The following is a 16,274-nucleotide window of genomic DNA, read 5'->3' on the forward strand; positions in this document are numbered from 1 at the left end:
TGCGATGGGTCAAGTTCATTGCCAGGCCAGCAGCACGAGCCCGATGAGTCCGGCAGCCAGCACCGGCCAGGGCTGGTTCGCAGCCCATTCGGTGAGCGGCTGCCAGGCCAATGCCAGGGCCGCCAGCAGTAGTCCCAGGCGCAAACGCCTTCCCCCGCGCCGGCCGGCACGCAGGTGGCGCTGGATGCCGCTCAGGGCCAGGGCCTGGCGACGGCGCTGGCGATGCTCCTGTTCGAGGCGGCTCAGGGCCTGGTGGGCCACGCTGGGCAGTTCGGGCAGCTGACGCGAGAGCTCCGGCGCCTGGCGCTTGAGCGACTCCCACAGGCCCACGGCACCGGCGCGCTCCTGCATCCAGCGCTCCAGGTAGGGTTTGGCGGTGCTCCACAGGTCGAGGTCGGGATAGAGCTGGCGCCCCAGGCCCTCGATGTTGAGCAGGGTCTTCTGCAGCAGCACCAGCTGCGGCTGGACCTCCATGTTGAAACGCCGCGCCGTCTGGAACAGCCCCAGCAGCACCTGACCGAAGGAGATGTCCTTGAGCGGTTTCTCCAGAATCGGCTCGCACACCGTGCGGATGGCGGCGGCAAACTCGTTGGCTCGGGTCTCCTCGCCGACCCAGCCCGACTCGATGTGCAGGGCGGCGACCTGATAGTAGTCCTGATGGAAGAAGGCCAGCAGGTTGCGCGCCAGGTAGTCCTGGTCTTCGCGGGTCAGGCTGCCGACGATGCCGCAGTCGATGGCGATGTACTGCGGGTCCTGGGGCTGCTCGCGGGCGACGAAGATGTTGCCCGGGTGCATGTCGGCGTGGAAGAAATTGTCGCGAAACACCTGGGTGAAGAAGATTTCCACGCCGCGCTCGGCGAGGCGCTTGAGATCGGTGCCCTGGGCCTTGAGCGCGGCGATGTCGGCTACCGGGATGCCGTGGATGCGCTCCTGGACCATGACCCGCTTGCGTGTTAGCGACCAGTGGATCGCCGGCACGTAGAGCAGCGGGGAGCCGTTGAAGTTGCGCTTGAGCTGCGAGGTGTTGGCGGCCTCCTTGCGCAGGTCGAGCTCGTCGAACAGGGTCGCTTCGTAATCGCGCACCACCTCCACCGGACGCAGGCGGCGCGCCTCCGGAAGCAGCGTCAGCAGGCCGGCCACGCGGTACATCAGCGCCATGTCCTGGCGCATGACCCGGTCGATGGCCGGGCGGATGATCTTGACCACCACGTCCTCGCCGCTGTGCAGGCGGGCGGCGTGGACCTGGGCGATGGAGGCGGAGGCCAGCGGCTCGGGCTCGAAGTGGGCGAAGGCGACGTCGAGCGGCATGCGTAGCTCGCTCTCCACCAGTGCCCGGGCCTCCTCGCCGGGGAAGGGGGGCACCTGGTCCTGCAGGCGGCGGAGTTCGTCGGCGATCTCCTCGGGCAGCAGGTCGCGGCGGGTGGAGAGCAGTTGGCCGAACTTGACGAACACCGGGCCGAGCGATTCCAGCGCCAGGCGCAGGCGCTCGCCGCCCGTGCGCCGGCCCACTGGTACCACGCGCAGTGGTGAGAACAGAAAGGCCAGTCGCAGCCACCAGGGCAGGCGCTGCAGCGGCAGCAGAGTGTCGAGCCGGTAGCGGGTGACCACCCAGATGATGCGCAGCAGGCGAAGCAGCATCATGCCGTGGCCTCGCTTTCCAGCCGTCGCCGCAGGCGGTTCAGACGGGCTTCGAGGCGGTCGGCGGCCACTTCCAGCTCGGTGAGGTGATCGCGCAGGGTATCGAGCTGCTGGCGCCCGGGCAGCAGGCGGGCCTCCTCGAACACGTATTCTGCGATATCGGCACGCATCTCCTCATGAGCGCGTAGGCCCCAGCGGGCCATGCGCTTGACCCCTTCGGCCAGGCTGTGGGCCGGCACGTCGCCCAGCCAGCGGGCCAGTTCGCCCTCCCAGTCGATGTCGAGATCGAAGAACAGGTCGCGCACCTCCTCGAGCAGGTGCACGCGTCCGCGTACCGCCAGTCGGCCGCGGAACATCAGGCGCTCCATCGACTCGCCGCCCAGCAGTTCGCCCAGGGTTTCGGTGTCGAGTTCGACCACGGTGTCGACGGTGTTCTCGTCGGGATCGTCCTGACGCATCAGGTCGACGCCATGCGGGTGGAAGCCGATCAGCAGCGTCAGTGCCGGACGCTCCAGGCGCAGCAGCAGCCGGCTCCCGGCCAGCCGTGACAGGCGTGTGGGAGCGGCCATGTCGCGGGCGAGCAGGGCATTGAGGGTGCGCTCGATGCCGGCCAGCAGCAGGGTCGGGGTCAAGGTCATTGCGCCCTCAAAGCTTGATGCCGCGATGCAGGGCGACGATGCCCCCGGTGAGATTGGTGTACTCGACCCGTTCGAGGCCGGCCGCTTCCATCATCGCCTTGAGCGTCTCCTGGTCGGGATGCATGCGAATCGACTCGGCCAGGTAGCGATAGCTGTCGGCATCGCCCGCCACCATCTGGCCCATGGTGGGCAGCAGGCGGAAGGAGTACTCGTCGTAGGCGCGGCTCAGCACGGGGTTGTTGGGCTTGGAGAACTCCAACACCAGCAGGCGGCCGCCGGGCTTGAGCACCCGGGCCATGGAGCGCAGAGCGGCGTCCTTGTCGGTGACGTTGCGCAGGCCGAAAGCGATGGTGATGCAGTTGAAGCTGTTATCGGGAAACGGCAGACACTCGGCGTTGGCCTGCACGTATTCGACGTTGCCGCCGACGCCGTTGTCGAGCAGCTTGTCGCGCCCGACGCGCAGCATGGACTCGTTGATATCGGCCAGTACCACCCGGCCGCGGGGGCCGACCATGCGCGAGAACTTGAGCGTCAGGTCGCCGGTGCCGCCGGCAATGTCGAGCACGCTGTGGCCGGGGCGCACCCCGCTGCGCTCGATGGTGAGCCGCTTCCACAGCCGATGGATGCCGAACGACATGAGATCGTTCATGACGTCGTAGCGCGCCGCCACGGAGTGGAAGACGTCGGCCACGCGCGAGGCCTTCTCCTCGATCGGCACTTCCTGGTAGCCGAAGTGAGTCGTGCGCTGGTCCCCGGGGGTGGAGTGAGGGCTCATGCGTGAAAGGCTCCCGAATCGCTGCAAAAGGTGAGGCTGGGCCTCATGATGGGCCACATTGTAGCCTTCCCCCGGCTGCCTTGTCTTTGACCTGCTGGGGCTACTGGAGCTGCTTGCTCTCGATCAGAGCTGCTTGATCTCGATGCCCAGCGGTGCGCGGCTGGCCCCGGCCTTTTCCAGGCGCTGGAGATAATCGGCCCAGTAGGCCTCGCGGTGCTCGATCAGCTCATGCAGGTATTCCCAGCTGAAGATGCCGCTGTCGTGGCCATCGTCGAAGACGAGCTTGACGGCATAGCGGCCCACCGGCTCGATGTTCTTGAGGCCGACGTCCTTCTTGCCGACCTGCAGCACGGCCTGGCTGGGATGGTGACCGCGCACCTCGGCGGAGGGTGAGTAGACCCGCAGATACTCCACCGGCAGGCGGTGGCTCTCGCCATCGGCGTAGCTGAGCTCCAGCTCGCGGGCCTTCTTGTGGTAGTGAATCTTGCTGGGGATGGGGGCTGTCATGCAGGACTCCGCTTGCGTTGGTGAAGCGCAGCTGTCCGGCGACAGGCACTTCGCGGAGGCGCTGTGAACCCATCCCTGGGCGCTACATTCGCCATCCCTGGCGAATGACCTCCGCTACGACCTGTCCCCGGCGCTGCGCTCATGTAGGCCTCGCTGCTGCGACACTGGCGAACCGAGCAGTACCATCAACTACAGCTACAGCGCTCGTCTCAAAGGATATACCGCGACAGATCCTCGTCCATGGCCAGTTCGCCGAGCTGGGAGTCGACGTAGGCGGCGTCGATCGACAGCGGGCTGCCGAAATCGCCGCCCTTGAACGAGGCTTCTTCGAGCAGCCGCTCCATTACCGTGTGCAGGCGCCGTGCGCCGATGTTCTCGGTGCCCTCGTTGACCTTCCAGGCGATCTCGGCGATGCGCTCGATGCCGTCCTCGGTGAACTCGATGTCGAGCCCTTCGGTGGCCAGCAGTGCCTTGTACTGCTTGGTCAGGGCGGCGGAGGGCTCGGTGAGGATGCGCTTGAAGTCCTCTGGCGTGAGCGCCTCGAGCTCGACCCGGATCGGCAGGCGGCCCTGCAGTTCGGGGATCAGGTCCGAGGGGCGCGACAGGTGGAAGGCGCCGGAGGCGATGAACAGGATATGGTCGGTCTTGACCATGCCGTACTTGGTCGAGACGGTGGAGCCCTCGATCAGCGGCAGCAGGTCGCGCTGCACGCCCTCGCGGGATACCTCGCCGCCGCTGGACTGACCGCTGCCCTTGGCCACCTTGTCGATCTCGTCGAGAAAGACGATGCCGTTCTGCTCCACGGCGTCGATGGCGCGGTGCTTGATCTCCTCCTCGTTGACCAGCTTGGCGGCTTCCTCGTCGCGCAGCAGGGCGAAGGCATCCTTGACCTTGACCCGGCGGGTCTCGGTCTTGTGGCGGCCCATGTTGGAGAACAGGCTCTGCAGTTGGCTGGTCATCTCCTCCATGCCCGGCGGGGTCATGATGTCGATACCCGGGCCCTGGGGCGTGATCTCGATGTCGATCTCCTTGTCGTCGAGATCGCCCTCGCGCAATTTCTTGCGGAAGATCTGGCGCGTCGAGCTGTCGCTGCGGGGGTTGTCTTCCTGGCCGCGGGGCGGCGGCAGCAGGGCGTCGAGGATGCGATCCTCGGCGGCGTCCTCGGCGCGGTGGCGCACTTCGTCCTTGGCATGCTCGCGCACCAGTTTGATGGCGGCTTCGGTGAGGTCGCGGATGATCGACTCCACGTCGCGGCCGACATAGCCCACTTCGGTGAACTTGGTCGCCTCGACCTTGATGAACGGGGCGCGGGCGAGCTTGGCCAGGCGGCGGGCGATCTCGGTCTTGCCCACCCCGGTGGGGCCGATCATCAGGATGTTCTTGGGCGTGACCTCGGGGCGCAGCTCGTCGTCGAGCTGCATGCGCCGCCAGCGGTTGCGCAGGGCGATGGCCACGGCGCGCTTGGCGTCCTGCTGACCGACGATGTACTGATCCAGGGCGTGGACGATCTCGCGGGGTGTCATCTGGGACATGGTGGCGGCCTTCACAGCGTTTCGAGGGTGACGTGGTGGTTGGTGAACACGCAGATGTCGCCAGCGATCGCGAGCGACTTCTCGGTGATCTCCCTGGCCGAGAGATCGGTGTTCTCCAGCAGCGCGCGGGCCGCGGCCAGGGCGAAGTTGCCGCCCGAGCCGATGGCGATGATGCCGCGCTCCGGCTCCACCACGTCGCCGTTGCCGGTGATGATCAGCGAGGCGTTCTTGTCGGCCACGGCCAGCAGCGCCTCGAGACGGCGCAGAGCGCGGTCGGTGCGCCAGTCCTTGGCCAGCTCCACGGCGGCCTTGACCAGATTGCCCTGGTACTTCTCAAGCTGCGCCTCGAAGCGCTCGAACAGGGTGAAGGCGTCGGCGGTGCCGCCGGCGAAGCCTGCCAGCACCTGGCCGCGATAGAGGCGGCGCACCTTGCTGGCGTTGCCCTTCATCACGGTATTGCCCAGCGATACCTGGCCGTCGCCGGCCAGGGCAACCTGGTCACCGCGGCGTACGGAAACGATCGTGGTCATGGAGATAACTCCGTAACGGGGAGCCGGGGCTCCCGGTGACTTTCGGCGCCCCATGACAATCGGGGGCCGGACAAGAGCGTTCAGGGTAGGTGTGGGCGGCGGCAGGCGAATTCAAGCGCACCGATCAACCGCCCATGCCTGGAAGGTCCGTTGTCATGGACCGCGCAACGCAGCGATGCGTTCGACCAGGCATGGTGCCGTGTTTCCTCAGTTGGTGGCCCGGTGACGCAGCGGCGTGATGCCCTGGGTCGTCATCAGATCCTCGGCGCGATTCAGCTCGCGGGTGTCTTCATATGGCCCCACCATCACCCGGTGCCAGGTCTGACCGTCGGCGGACTGCACCTGGCTGACCTGGGCCATCAGACTCAAGTTGCGCAGACGCTGGCGCAGTTGCTCGGCATCGCCAGGCTCACGGAACGAGGCTGCCTGCAGCATGTAGCGCGTGCCTGCCGGGGCCGCCGCTTCGCTCTCCGGCGTGGCGTTGACCTCGTCGCGCAGGTTGGCGGCGATGACCTGGGCGATGGGATCGTCGGCCGGTGCCGGCTCGGCGGCGGCGCTGGGCTCGATCGGCGGCGGCACGTTGACCGTCGGTTCCGGCGGCGAGGCGGTGGAGGCCACCTCCCGCGGTGCTACCACCTCTTCAGGCAGCAGGGTGTAGAACTCGAAGGTCGGCATGCGCGGTTCCCGCGGCTCGACGCTCGGCGCCGGCTCGACGGTCTCGGTCGGCGTGCGTGGCATCAGCCTGGCCAGCGGCGAGTCGCTACCCTCCTGCCAGGGTGCGGTGCCGTGCTGGTGCTGAGCGAGCAGGAAGCCGGCGATGACGCCGCCCAATGCCCATAGCCAGCCGGGCAGGCGAAAGCCCTGGCCTCTGGCGGGGGCGCGCTTGCGGCTGGTGGTGGCGCCGCGTCTCTTGGGCGTGCGACGGGTGGCCATGACTTACATCTCCTCCGGGGCGCTGACCCCCATCAGATCGAGACCGTTGCGCAGCACCTGCCGCGTGGCCAGGCCCAAGGCCAGGCGAGCGTTGCGCAGCTCGTCGTCGTCGACCATGACCTTCACTGCGTTGTAGCAGGAGTGGAACTCGGCGGCGAGGTCGAGCAGGTACTGGGCCACCTGCTGCGGCTCCCGCGAGGCCGCGGCATGGGCGACCACCTCGGGGAAGCGTGCCAGGCGGTTCATCACCGCCTTTTCCTGATCCTCTTCCAGCTTGCCGAGGCTGACCATGGCCAAGTCGTGATCGAAGCCCAGGCCCTGGGCTTCGGCCTTGCGCAGCATGCTGCACACCCGGGCGTGGGCGTACTGCACGTAATAGACCGGGTTGTCGTTGGACTGCGAGCGGGCCAGGTCGATGTCGAAGGTGAGCTGCGAGTCGGCGCGGCGCGCGGCGAGGAAGAAACGCGTGGCGTCGCGGCCCACCTCGTCGATCAGGTCGCGCACGGTGACGTAGCTGCCGGCGCGTTTGGAGAGCTTCACCTCTACCCCGGAGCGGGTCACCATCACCATCTGATGCAGCACGTAGTCGGGCCAGCCCTGAGGGATGCCGGTTTCCAGCGCCTGCAGGCCGGCGCGCACCCGGGTCACGGTGGAGTGGTGGTCGGCACCCTGCTCGTTGATCACGGTCTCGAAGCCGCGCTGCCACTTGTTCAGGTGGTAGGCCACGTCGGGCAGGAAATAGGTGTAGCTGCCGTCGGACTTGCGCATCACCCGGTCCTTGTCGTCGCCGAAGTCGGTAGTGCGCAGCCACAGGGCGCCGTCCTGCTCGTAGGTGTGACCGCCGGCGATCAGGCGTTCCACCGCCTCTTCCACCTTGCCTTCGCGATAGAGCGAGGACTCCAGGAAGTAGACGTCGAAGGAGACGCCGAAGGCCTTGAGGTCGAGATCCTGCTCGCGGCGCAGCCAGGCCACGGCGAAGTCGCGGATGGCATCGAGGTCGTCCGGGTCGCCCTTGGCGGTGACGTGACGGTCGTCGGCGTGCACCGTCTCGCCGGCCAGGTAGTCGTTGGCCACCTCGGTGATGTAGTCGCCGCGGTAGCCGTCTGCGGGCCAGGCGTCGTCGTCGGGCGTCAGGCCCTTGGCGCGGGCCTGCACCGAGAGGGCCAGGTTGGCGATCTGAGCGCCGGCGTCGTTGTAGTAGAACTCGCGGGTCACGTCATAGCCGGTGGCCTCGAGCAGCCGGCTGATACAGTCGCCGATGGCGGCGCCACGGCCGTGGCCCACGTGCAGCGGGCCGGTGGGGTTGGCGGAGACGAACTCCACCTGCACCTTGTGGCCGCGCCCGGCCAGGCTGCGGCCGAAGGTGTCGCCGGCGTCGAGCACCTGGCGCACGATTTGCGCGGCGGCATCGGTGGCGGTGAAGAAGTTGATGAAACCGGGGCCGGCGATCTCCACCTTCTCCACGGCGTCGCTCTGCGGCAGCGCGGCGATCAGCGCCTCGGCCAGTTCGCGGGGTTTCTTGCCGGCCGGCTTGGCCAGCATCAGCGCCAGGTTGGTGGCGTAGTCGCCGTGGGCCTTGTCCTTGGTCGGGTCGACCTTGAGGGTCGGCGTGACGTCGGCGGGCAGGGTGCCCTGCTGCTTGAGCGTGTCGACGGCGTTCTCGAGCAGGGAAATGATCGTCTCTTTCATGAAGCGGTTATGTCCTGTAGCGGCTGGCGCACGAGAGGGCGACGGTGACAAGGCACTCGCGAAAAGGCGCGGCCACGAAAGTTTGGCTGGTCGGCCATTATCGGCAATTGTGCCGCGGCTTTAAAGGTCGTGCGTTCAGCCAAGCGTCTGTGGGTCGACGTCCAGCGACCAGCGTACCCGGCGGGCCTCGGGCGACGCCTCCAGCCAGGCGGTGAGCCGGGCACAGGCGGCGTGCAGCTGGCTGCGCCGGCCACCGCTCAGCAGTAACTGCATATGATAGCGGTTCTGGCGTCGCTCCATGGGCGCGGGGACCGGACCCAGGCAGCTCACGTCGGGCGCGTGCTCGCCGAGCCATTCGCGCAGCATTGCGGCCGCCTCGCGACCGAGTGCCGCGGACGTTTCTTCGCGCGGACTCTCCAGGCGCAGCAGGGCGAGAAAGCGAAACGGCGGCAGGGCGGCGGCGCGACGCTCGGCCAGCAGTTGGCTGGCCAGGGCGTCGTAGCCGTGCTCGGCGAGCAGGCGCAGGTGCGGATCGTCGGTGTGCAGGGTCTGGACCAGCACGCGGCCGGGGTGGGCGGCACGGCCGGCACGGCCGGCCACCTGGGTAAGCAGCTGGGCGCTGTGCTCCAGAGCGCGAAAGTCGCTGGCATAGAGCCCGGCGTCGGCATTGACCACGATCACCAGGGTGACGTGGGGCAGATGGTGGCCCTTGGCCAGCATCTGGGTGCCCACCAGCAGGCAGGGCTCACCGCGCCTGACCTCGGCGAGGGTGCGCTCGAAGGCGTCGCGGCGCCGCGTGCTGTCGCGGTCGATACGGTGCACCGGTACCTTGGGGAAGAGCGTGGCCAGGGTCTCCTCGGTGCGCTCGGTGCCGCTGCCCAGGGGGCGCAGGTCGGCGCTGCAGCAGTCGGGGCAGGCATCCGGCACTGGGCGGCGCTTGTCGCAGTGGTGGCAAGCCAGCATCGGCGGCTGGCGATGCAGGGTCATGCGCGCGTCGCAGGAGTCGCAGTCGGCCAGCCAGCCGCAGGCGTGACAGGCCAGGGTCGGTGCGAAGCCGCGACGATTGATGAACACCAGTACCTGATGTCCGGCTGCGAGGGTCGTGCGAATTGCTTCGATGGCCGGCGGGATGAGCCCGCCCTGACGCGGGCGGCCGCGCAGGTCGACCAGCTCCAGCCGGGCCGGGGCATGGCGGCTGGCGCGACGGGTCAGACGCAGGTGCCGATAGTTGCCGCGCTCGGCGTGATAGAGGCTCTCCAGCGAGGGCGTGGCGCTGCCCAGTACCAGCGGGATGGCGTGATGCTTGGCGCGGGCCACTGCCAGGTCGCGGGCATGGTAGCGCAAGCCCTCCTGCTGCTTGAACGAGCCGTCGTGCTCCTCGTCGACGATGATGGCGCCGGGGCGTGCCAGCGGCGTGAAGATCGCCGAGCGCGTGCCGATGACGATGGGCGCGCGGCCGCTGGCGACGGCTTCCCAGGCGTCCAGGCGTTCGTTGTCGGTGAGCCCCGAATGCAGCGCCACCACCGGCACCCGGAAGCGGCTCCGGAAACGTGCCAGGGTCTGCGGTGTCAGGCCGATCTCCGGCACCAACAGCAGCGCCTGGCGACCGCGGGCGACCACCGCCTCGATCAGCTGCAGATAGACCTCGGTCTTGCCGCTGCCGGTGACGCCGTGCAGCAGGCAGGGATGAAAGGCATCGAGGCGTTCGTGGATCGTTGCCAGCGCCTGGGCCTGTTCGCGGTTGAGCGGTAGCGCCGGCTCGGCAAGCAGTTGCTCGGTGGCGGGTTCGGCGGCGGTGAGGGGAATCTCTTCGCGCACGGCAAGGCGTTTTTCCACCAGCGTGGACAACTGTTCGCGCGAATAGCCCTGGGCCACTATCGCCTGGGTCGGCAGCCCATGGGGATGTTGGCGCAGCATGGCCAGCAGCTCGGCCTGGCGCGGCGCTCGCTTCAGGCGCGGGTCGTCGTCGCCGGGCTCCACCAGGGCCTGCCAGCGCTCGCGCATGCGGCCGGCCAAAGGGCGGCCCTGGCGCAGCAGCACGGGCATCGCCTGATGCAGGGTGTCGCCTAGCGAATGCTGGTAGTAGCGCGCGGTGAAGCGGCATAGCCACAGCCAGTCCTCCGGCAGCGGCTCGGCGTCCAGCCAGCACTCCACCGGCTTGAGCTGCTCCAAGGGGAAGTCGCTGCGCTCGCTGCACTCCACCACCACGCCGACCACCTGGCGCCGCCCGAACGGCACGCGTACGCGAATGCCGGGCTGCCAGCCGCAGGCAGGCGCCTCGCGGCACGGACGGTAGTCGAACATGCGTCGCAAGGGGCTGGGCACCGCGACGCGAAGCACGCGAGGCGGAAGCGAGGAGATGGAGTCGGGCAATTGGCCTCCGGCATCGACTCTGCTAGAATATCCGGCCGTCGTGGCGCCAGCTCATTGGCTCGGGCCCGCGGCTACCGGTTGGTTGAACGACTCAACGTTGTACGAAAAGACAACCCGTATGCGGTGCCTGGCAACGGATCAGGTGGCGGCATACCGCTCCATGAGGCTCAAGATGAAACAAGGTATTCACCCGGATTACAAGAAGGTCACTGCGACTTGCTCCTGCGGCGCAACCTTCGAGGTCGGCACCACCGTCGGCCATGACCTGTCACTGGACGTCTGCTCCCAGTGCCACCCCTTCTACACCGGTAAGCAGAAGCAGGCGACCACCGGTGGTCGCGTCGAGCGCTTCAACAAGCGCTTCGGAGCTGCCATCAAGCGCGGCTGATCCGGCTCGCCCCCAGGGCGACGATCGCAGCGCGAGAAAACCCGCCTTAACGGCGGGTTTTCTTTTGTCTGTCGTTTGCCGGGGAGATCGATAAGGTATCGGTTATGGTTGCCTTGCGAGGTATAAGTTGCAGCAAATGGTCAGCAACGTTCGCGAAAGCGCGTATAAAAAGCGCGAACGGGTGTTTCATTGAGATGTGGAAGGTTTTTCTATATGGTAGGTGGCCCTCCCCCAAGATGGATACCGGACTTTCAGCATGACAGACGCCAAGAAGCAGGCAGCGCTGGACTATCACGCCAAACCGATTCCCGGAAAGCTCTCCGTGGAGCTGACCAAGCCCACCGCTACCGCTCGTGATCTCTCCCTTGCCTACAGTCCAGGTGTCGCCGAGCCGGTACGGGAAATTGCCCGTGATCCGGAGAATGCCTACCGTTACACCGGCAAGGGCAATCTGGTCGCGGTGATCTCCGACGGCAGCGCCATCCTCGGCCTGGGAAATCTCGGGCCGCTGGCCAGCAAGCCGGTGATGGAAGGCAAGGGTGTGCTGTTCAAGTGCTTCGCCGGCATCAACTCGGTGGACGTCGAGGTCAATGCCGAGAGCCCCCAGGCCTTCATCGACACGGTGGCGCGCATTGCCGATACCTGGGGCGGCATCAATCTCGAGGACATCAAGGCGCCGGAGTGCTTCGAGATCGAACAGGCCCTGATCGAGCAGTGCAGCATTCCCGTGTTCCATGACGATCAGCATGGCACCGCCATCGTCACCGCGGCCGGCATGCTCAATGCGCTGGAGATCGCCGGTAAGCGGCTGGAAGATGCCAAGATCGTCTGCCTGGGCGCCGGCGCGGCGGCCATCGCCTGCATGAAGCTGCTGCTGGCCTGCGGGGCGCGCTCCGAGAATCTGGTGATGCTCGACCGTCGTGGCGTGATCCACGCCGGGCGCGAGGGGCTCAACCCCTACAAGGCGATGTTCGCGCTGGACACCGACAAGCGCACCCTGGACGATGCCATCGACGGGGCCGACGTCTTCATCGGCCTTTCCGGGCCCAACCTGATGACCGCCGAGCACATCCGCAAGATGGCGCCGAACCCCATCGTCTTTGCCTGCACCAACCCCGATCCGGAGATTCACCCCGACGTGGCACGCGAGGCGCGTCCCGACGTGATCATGGCTACCGGTCGCTCCGACTATCCCAATCAGGTCAACAACGTGCTGGGCTTCCCCTTCATCTTCCGCGGGGCGCTGGATGTGCGCGCCACGCGCATCAACGAAGAGATGAAAGTGGCCGCGGTACATGCGCTCAAGGATCTGGCGCGTGAGCCGGTGCCCCAGGAAGTGCTGGACGCCTACGAGCGCGAGCACATGGAGTTCGGCCCCGAGTACATCATTCCCACGCCGGTCGACGTGCGTCTGCTGGAGCGTATCCCGGCGGCGGTGGCCCAGGCTGCGGTGGACTCCGGCGTGGCACGGCGTCCTTATCCGGCCCACTACCCGCTGAAGACGGTGGATGACGTCTACGGCGCTTGATCGAGCGCGTTCGCGGCTTCGTCCCCATTACACTGCGCCGGCCCAAGGGCCGGCGCAGTGCGTTGCGTGGGTAGCGATTACCAGGTGTAGAGCAGCGTCACGCTGGTGGTATGGTCGGTGTTGGCATCGGCCGTTTCCGGCGGGCTCGAGTTGTGCCTCACCTCATGGGAGAGGCGCATCGACAGCCGGGAGTTGAGCCTGGCGGTCAGCGAGGAGACCGAGCGAGACGTGGTGTTCTCGTTGGCGGCTTCCACCGACATTTCCTGGCGTACGAAGGAGTGAGGGGAGAGCGTCCACATGTAATCGAGAGCGGCGTATAGCAATCCTAGATTGTCGTTCTCCTCATCCTTGATTTGGTCGTAGCGATAGCCCGGCCCCGCCTCCAGCGAGAGGCGGTGGCGCTGGGTATCGATCACGTCGCGTCCATAGCCGCCGATGGCAGTAAGCTGATGTTCGTAGCCGCTGAAGCGGTCCCTCTCCCAGCGGCCGAAGCCGAACAGGTAGTGAGGCCCGTAGAAGTCGTAGCGTTCACGCAGGGAGAGCAGGTACTGCTCGGCGCTGGTGGTGCCGTCTCGGGTCACGTTGCGCACTTCGCCACGTAGGGTGTGGCTCAGGCGCCCCGTCAGCCAGGTGAGCCGGCTCTTGCCGATCAGGGTCTGGCTGTCGGTATTGCCGGCGAGGTGGGTGTAGCCGAGCTCGGCTTCGCCGCTGAAGGTGGGGGAATCCTCTCCTGGCGGCGGCGGCGCATAGAATACACTGGCGGCAAGGGCGAGACCCGGAAAGAGCAGAAGCAGAAGTGCGAGTCCAATGGCACTCCATGGCCTGAGTCGTGGCCTGAATCGTAACATGGCAACGAACCTGTCCTGTTGTCCAAGGTAAAGCCGCCTCGAGGGCGGCATTCGTCAGTCGACAAGACGATGGCGGCATCCTTGCCGCCGGGAGCGGCGAGCTTGCTAGAAGATCGCCTCGTAGCTACCGGTGCCCTGCGAGCCGCTGCGCTGCTCGATCTCCTGCTCGACGCGGCGAGGTTCCATGTCGGGCAGATAGTCCGGATGGAAGATCTCGGTGATCCCGCCGGGCTGACCGTCGGTCAGACGGCGACCGGTCTGAGCGTCGACGCGGGCGGTGATGAGGCCGGCAGGCGGCTCGGGCCTGGCTTCCGGGCGGCCGTTGAGCGCATTGCCCATGAAGTCGATCCAGATCGGCAGGGCGGCATTGCCGCCGTACTCGGCGATGGTCTCGTTGTTGTCCTTGCCGATCCAGACGGTGACCACCAGATCGTCGTTGTAGCCGGCGAACCAGCCGTCGCGCTGGTTGTTGGTGGTGCCGGTCTTGCCCACCACGTCGTTGCGATTGAGCGACAGCGCGGAGCGCCCGGTGCCGCTCTCGATCACGTCGCGCAGCATGTCGCGCAAGATGTAGACGGCAGTGGGGTCGGCGACCCGGGGGGCGACGTCATAGGTTCTGCCATCGATGACGACCTCGGTCTGGCCCTCGTCGCAGCTACGGCAGGCGATGGTCGGGCGGGCCTCGTCGAGTACGTTGTCGTCGCTGCCGCGGGTGACGCGTTCGATGAACCACGGGGACACCCGATGGCCGCCGTTGGCCAGCACGGCATAGGCGTTGGTCATCTCCAGCGGCGTCAGGTCGGCGCTGCCTAGTGCCAGCGACAGGCCGTGAGGCAGGCGGCTGCGGCTGAAGCCGAAGCCTTCCAGGTACTCGATGGTACTGTCGAGGCCCAGGGTCTGCAGGATGCGGATGGTCACCAGGTTGCGTGAGCGGGCCAGGGCTTCGCGCAGCCGGGTCGGGCCGAGGAAGTCGCCGCTGGCGTTCACCGGACGCCACAGGCTGCTGCCGTCGTGCATGACCACCGGGGCGTCGTTGACCACGGTAGAGGCAGTCATCAGGCCGGTGTCCAGCGCGGCGAGGAATACGAACGGCTTGAAGATAGAGCCGGACTGGCGCTGGGCCTGCACCGCGCGGTTGAACTTGCTGGCGTTGAAGCTGAAGCCACCCTGGAGGGCGAGAATGGCGCCGGTATCGGGCTCCATGACCACGATGGAGCCTTCTGCATCGGGCCGCTGGGAGAGTCGCCAACTGCCATCGTCACGCTGCAGGATGCGCACCAGGTCGCCGCGCGAGGCGATCTCGCTGGCCGAGCTGGGCTCCGGTCCGCGGGCCCTGGGGCTGCGGTAGGCGCGGGCCCATGACAGGCCGTCCCAGTTCAGCGTGACGAGTTCGCCGCCGCGGGTCAGCACGCGCATCTCGCGGCCTTCGCTGGCCACCACGATGGCCGGCTGCAACGGGCCGAAGCCGGGGGTGCGCTCGAGCACTCGCAGCCAGTTGCTGACGTCGCCTTCGATGCCTTCCACGCGGGTCTGGCTGCGCTCGGCGGCCTGGCGGGCGGTCTGCATGATCTCCGGCGACTCGGCCAGTTCTTCCTCCAGGCCGCGGCGTTCGGTACGGGCCTGAGCCTCGGCGAGGCTCGAGGGGATTTCACGCTCCTCCGGGCCGCGCCAGCCATGGCGCGTATCGTAGTCGATCAGACCGCGCGCCAGGGCCTGGCGGGCGTAGGGCTGCAGTTCGCTGTCCAGGGTGGTGTGGATGCGGTAGCCGCCGGTGTAGGCTTCCTCGCCGAAGCGTTCCACGGCGTACTGACGCGCCATCTCCGCCACGTAGTCGGCGTCGACCTCGATCTGGGCCACGTGGCGGCGGGCCGTGACCGGCTCCTGCACGGCGGCTTCATAGGTGGCCTGGTCGATGTTGCCGAGATGACGCATGCGGTAGAGGATCCAGTTGCGGCGGATCAGCGAGCGCTCGGGATTGGCCAGTGGGTTGAACGACGACGGCGCTTTGGGCAGGCCGGCGATCATTGCCTTCTCTGCCAGGGTCAGCTCTTCCAGCGGCTTGTTGTAGTAGACCTCCGCGGCGGCGGCGATGCCGTAGGCGCGGTTGCCCAGGAAGATCTTGTTGACGTAGAGCTCGAGGATCTCCTCCTTGGTGAGGATGCGCTCCATTTGCAGCGCCAGCAGGATCTCGCGAATCTTGCGGGTAAAGGTGCGGTCGAGCGTGAGCAGATAGTTGCGCGCCACCTGCATGGTGATGGTGGAACCGCCCGACTGGATGTCGCCACCGCTGGAGACCAGTTCCACGGCGGCTCGCGCCAGGCCGCGGGGGTCCACGCCGCGATGCTCGAAGAAGGCGGCGTCCTCGGCGGCCAGCAGTGCCTGGATGAAGTCTTCGGGAATCTCGTCGAAGGAGACCGCCATGCGACGCTCCTCGCCGAACTCGCCGATCAGCTTGCCGTCACGGGTGAAGACGCGCAGCGGCGTGTGCAGCTCGAAGTCCTGCAACTGGCGCACGTCGGGCAGACCCGGGGCGAAGTAGAGGGCCGCCCCGGCCACGCTGAGCAGTGCCGCGGCGGTCAGCGATACCAATAGCCAGAAGGCCGAGAAAACCAAAGTCTTGATCCACTTCATGAAAAGGCGTTGTCCGTGGTGAGAGCGTGAAGAAATGGCGATGAAAGGGAGCCTTCACTGGCCTGCCCATTATAAGGAATCCGGACCTTCTACCACCAGCGTTGAGGGAGTGTCCGTCCAACTTTGTGTGGGCTGGCCAAATATCATGTAACCTCGGTCATGGAGAGCGAGTATGATTTCTGTCAGCCTTGTGGTTCCTGCTGCTTCAAGGCGCATAAGCATAATGTAGGACAGCCGCTCATCGCAGCACATACGCAAGGGCAA

General features: G+C 66.9%; 13 protein-coding genes. 2 read left to right on the forward strand and 11 right to left on the reverse strand.

Annotated elements, in window-relative coordinates; genetic code table 11:
• Positions 1 to 15: 15 nt before the first annotated feature.
• From ubiB to HOP59_RS00670, 9 genes are all read right to left on the reverse strand, one after another.
• Positions 16 to 1,638 carry a ubiquinone biosynthesis regulatory protein kinase UbiB gene (gene ubiB, locus HOP59_RS00630; RefSeq protein ID WP_026038327.1) on the reverse strand — a complete coding sequence of 541 codons (1,623 nt, stop codon included), beginning with the start codon at positions 1,636 to 1,638 and terminating at the stop codon, positions 16 to 18.
• On the reverse strand, positions 1,638 to 2,276 hold the full coding sequence (locus tag HOP59_RS00635; RefSeq protein ID WP_010630126.1) for a ubiquinone biosynthesis accessory factor UbiJ: 639 nt from the start codon (positions 2,274 to 2,276) through the stop codon (positions 1,638 to 1,640). Before HOP59_RS00635 ends, ubiB begins: the two co-directional genes overlap by 1 nt.
• A 7-nt stretch (positions 2,277 to 2,283) precedes the next feature.
• Entirely contained in the window at positions 2,284 to 3,051 is a 768-nt protein-coding gene (gene ubiE / locus HOP59_RS00640) for a bifunctional demethylmenaquinone methyltransferase/2-methoxy-6-polyprenyl-1,4-benzoquinol methylase UbiE (RefSeq protein WP_010630125.1), read from the reverse strand.
• Positions 3,052 to 3,174: 123 nt separating this feature from the next.
• Positions 3,175 to 3,558 carry a gamma-butyrobetaine hydroxylase family protein gene (locus HOP59_RS00645; RefSeq protein ID WP_010630124.1) on the reverse strand — a complete coding sequence of 128 codons (384 nt, stop codon included), beginning with the start codon at positions 3,556 to 3,558 and terminating at the stop codon, positions 3,175 to 3,177.
• A gap of 209 nt (positions 3,559 to 3,767) precedes the next feature.
• A complete protein-coding gene (hslU, locus tag HOP59_RS00650) occupies positions 3,768 to 5,090 on the reverse strand; it encodes an ATP-dependent protease ATPase subunit HslU (RefSeq protein WP_010630123.1) in 1,323 nt (440 codons plus the stop codon).
• An 11-nt stretch (positions 5,091 to 5,101) separates the two neighbouring features.
• Positions 5,102 to 5,620, reverse strand: coding sequence for an ATP-dependent protease subunit HslV (gene hslV, locus HOP59_RS00655; protein WP_010630122.1), 519 nt, complete (start codon positions 5,618 to 5,620; stop codon positions 5,102 to 5,104).
• A 207-nt stretch (positions 5,621 to 5,827) separates the two neighbouring features.
• Entirely contained in the window at positions 5,828 to 6,553 is a 726-nt protein-coding gene (locus tag HOP59_RS00660; RefSeq protein WP_010630121.1) for an SPOR domain-containing protein, read from the reverse strand.
• A 3-nt stretch (positions 6,554 to 6,556) separates the two neighbouring features.
• Positions 6,557 to 8,242, reverse strand: coding sequence for an arginine--tRNA ligase (argS, locus tag HOP59_RS00665; protein WP_234252418.1), 1,686 nt, complete (start codon positions 8,240 to 8,242; stop codon positions 6,557 to 6,559).
• A gap of 135 nt (positions 8,243 to 8,377) precedes the next feature.
• Positions 8,378 to 10,615, reverse strand: a complete 2,238-nt coding sequence (locus HOP59_RS00670) for a primosomal protein N' (protein WP_234252419.1) — start codon at positions 10,613 to 10,615, stop codon at positions 8,378 to 8,380.
• A 172-nt stretch (positions 10,616 to 10,787) separates the two neighbouring features.
• On the opposite strand from HOP59_RS00670, the gene rpmE reads away from it, so the two are divergent.
• Complete coding sequence (gene rpmE / locus HOP59_RS00675) at positions 10,788 to 11,003, forward strand: 50S ribosomal protein L31 (RefSeq protein ID WP_026038326.1); 216 nt, start codon at positions 10,788 to 10,790, stop codon at positions 11,001 to 11,003.
• Positions 11,004 to 11,259: 256 nt separating this feature from the next.
• Entirely contained in the window at positions 11,260 to 12,531 is a 1,272-nt protein-coding gene (locus HOP59_RS00680) for a malic enzyme-like NAD(P)-binding protein (protein WP_010630117.1), read from the forward strand.
• A 77-nt stretch (positions 12,532 to 12,608) separates the two neighbouring features.
• Here the strand turns inward: HOP59_RS00680 and HOP59_RS00685 are convergent, their stop codons facing one another.
• Together HOP59_RS00685 and HOP59_RS00690 are read right to left on the reverse strand one after the other, a co-directional pair.
• Entirely contained in the window at positions 12,609 to 13,379 is a 771-nt protein-coding gene (locus HOP59_RS00685) for a DUF481 domain-containing protein (RefSeq protein ID WP_010630116.1), read from the reverse strand.
• 105 nt (positions 13,380 to 13,484) lie between these two features.
• Positions 13,485 to 16,010: a penicillin-binding protein 1A gene (locus tag HOP59_RS00690; protein ID WP_010630115.1), complete on the reverse strand. Its 2,526-nt coding sequence runs from the start codon at positions 16,008 to 16,010 to the stop codon at positions 13,485 to 13,487.
• Positions 16,011 to 16,274 lie beyond the last annotated feature (264 nt).

Origin of the sequence: Billgrantia aerodenitrificans (assembly GCF_021404405.1) — a bacterium.
GTDB classification, from domain to species: Bacteria; Pseudomonadota; Gammaproteobacteria; order Pseudomonadales; family Halomonadaceae; genus Halomonas; species Halomonas aerodenitrificans.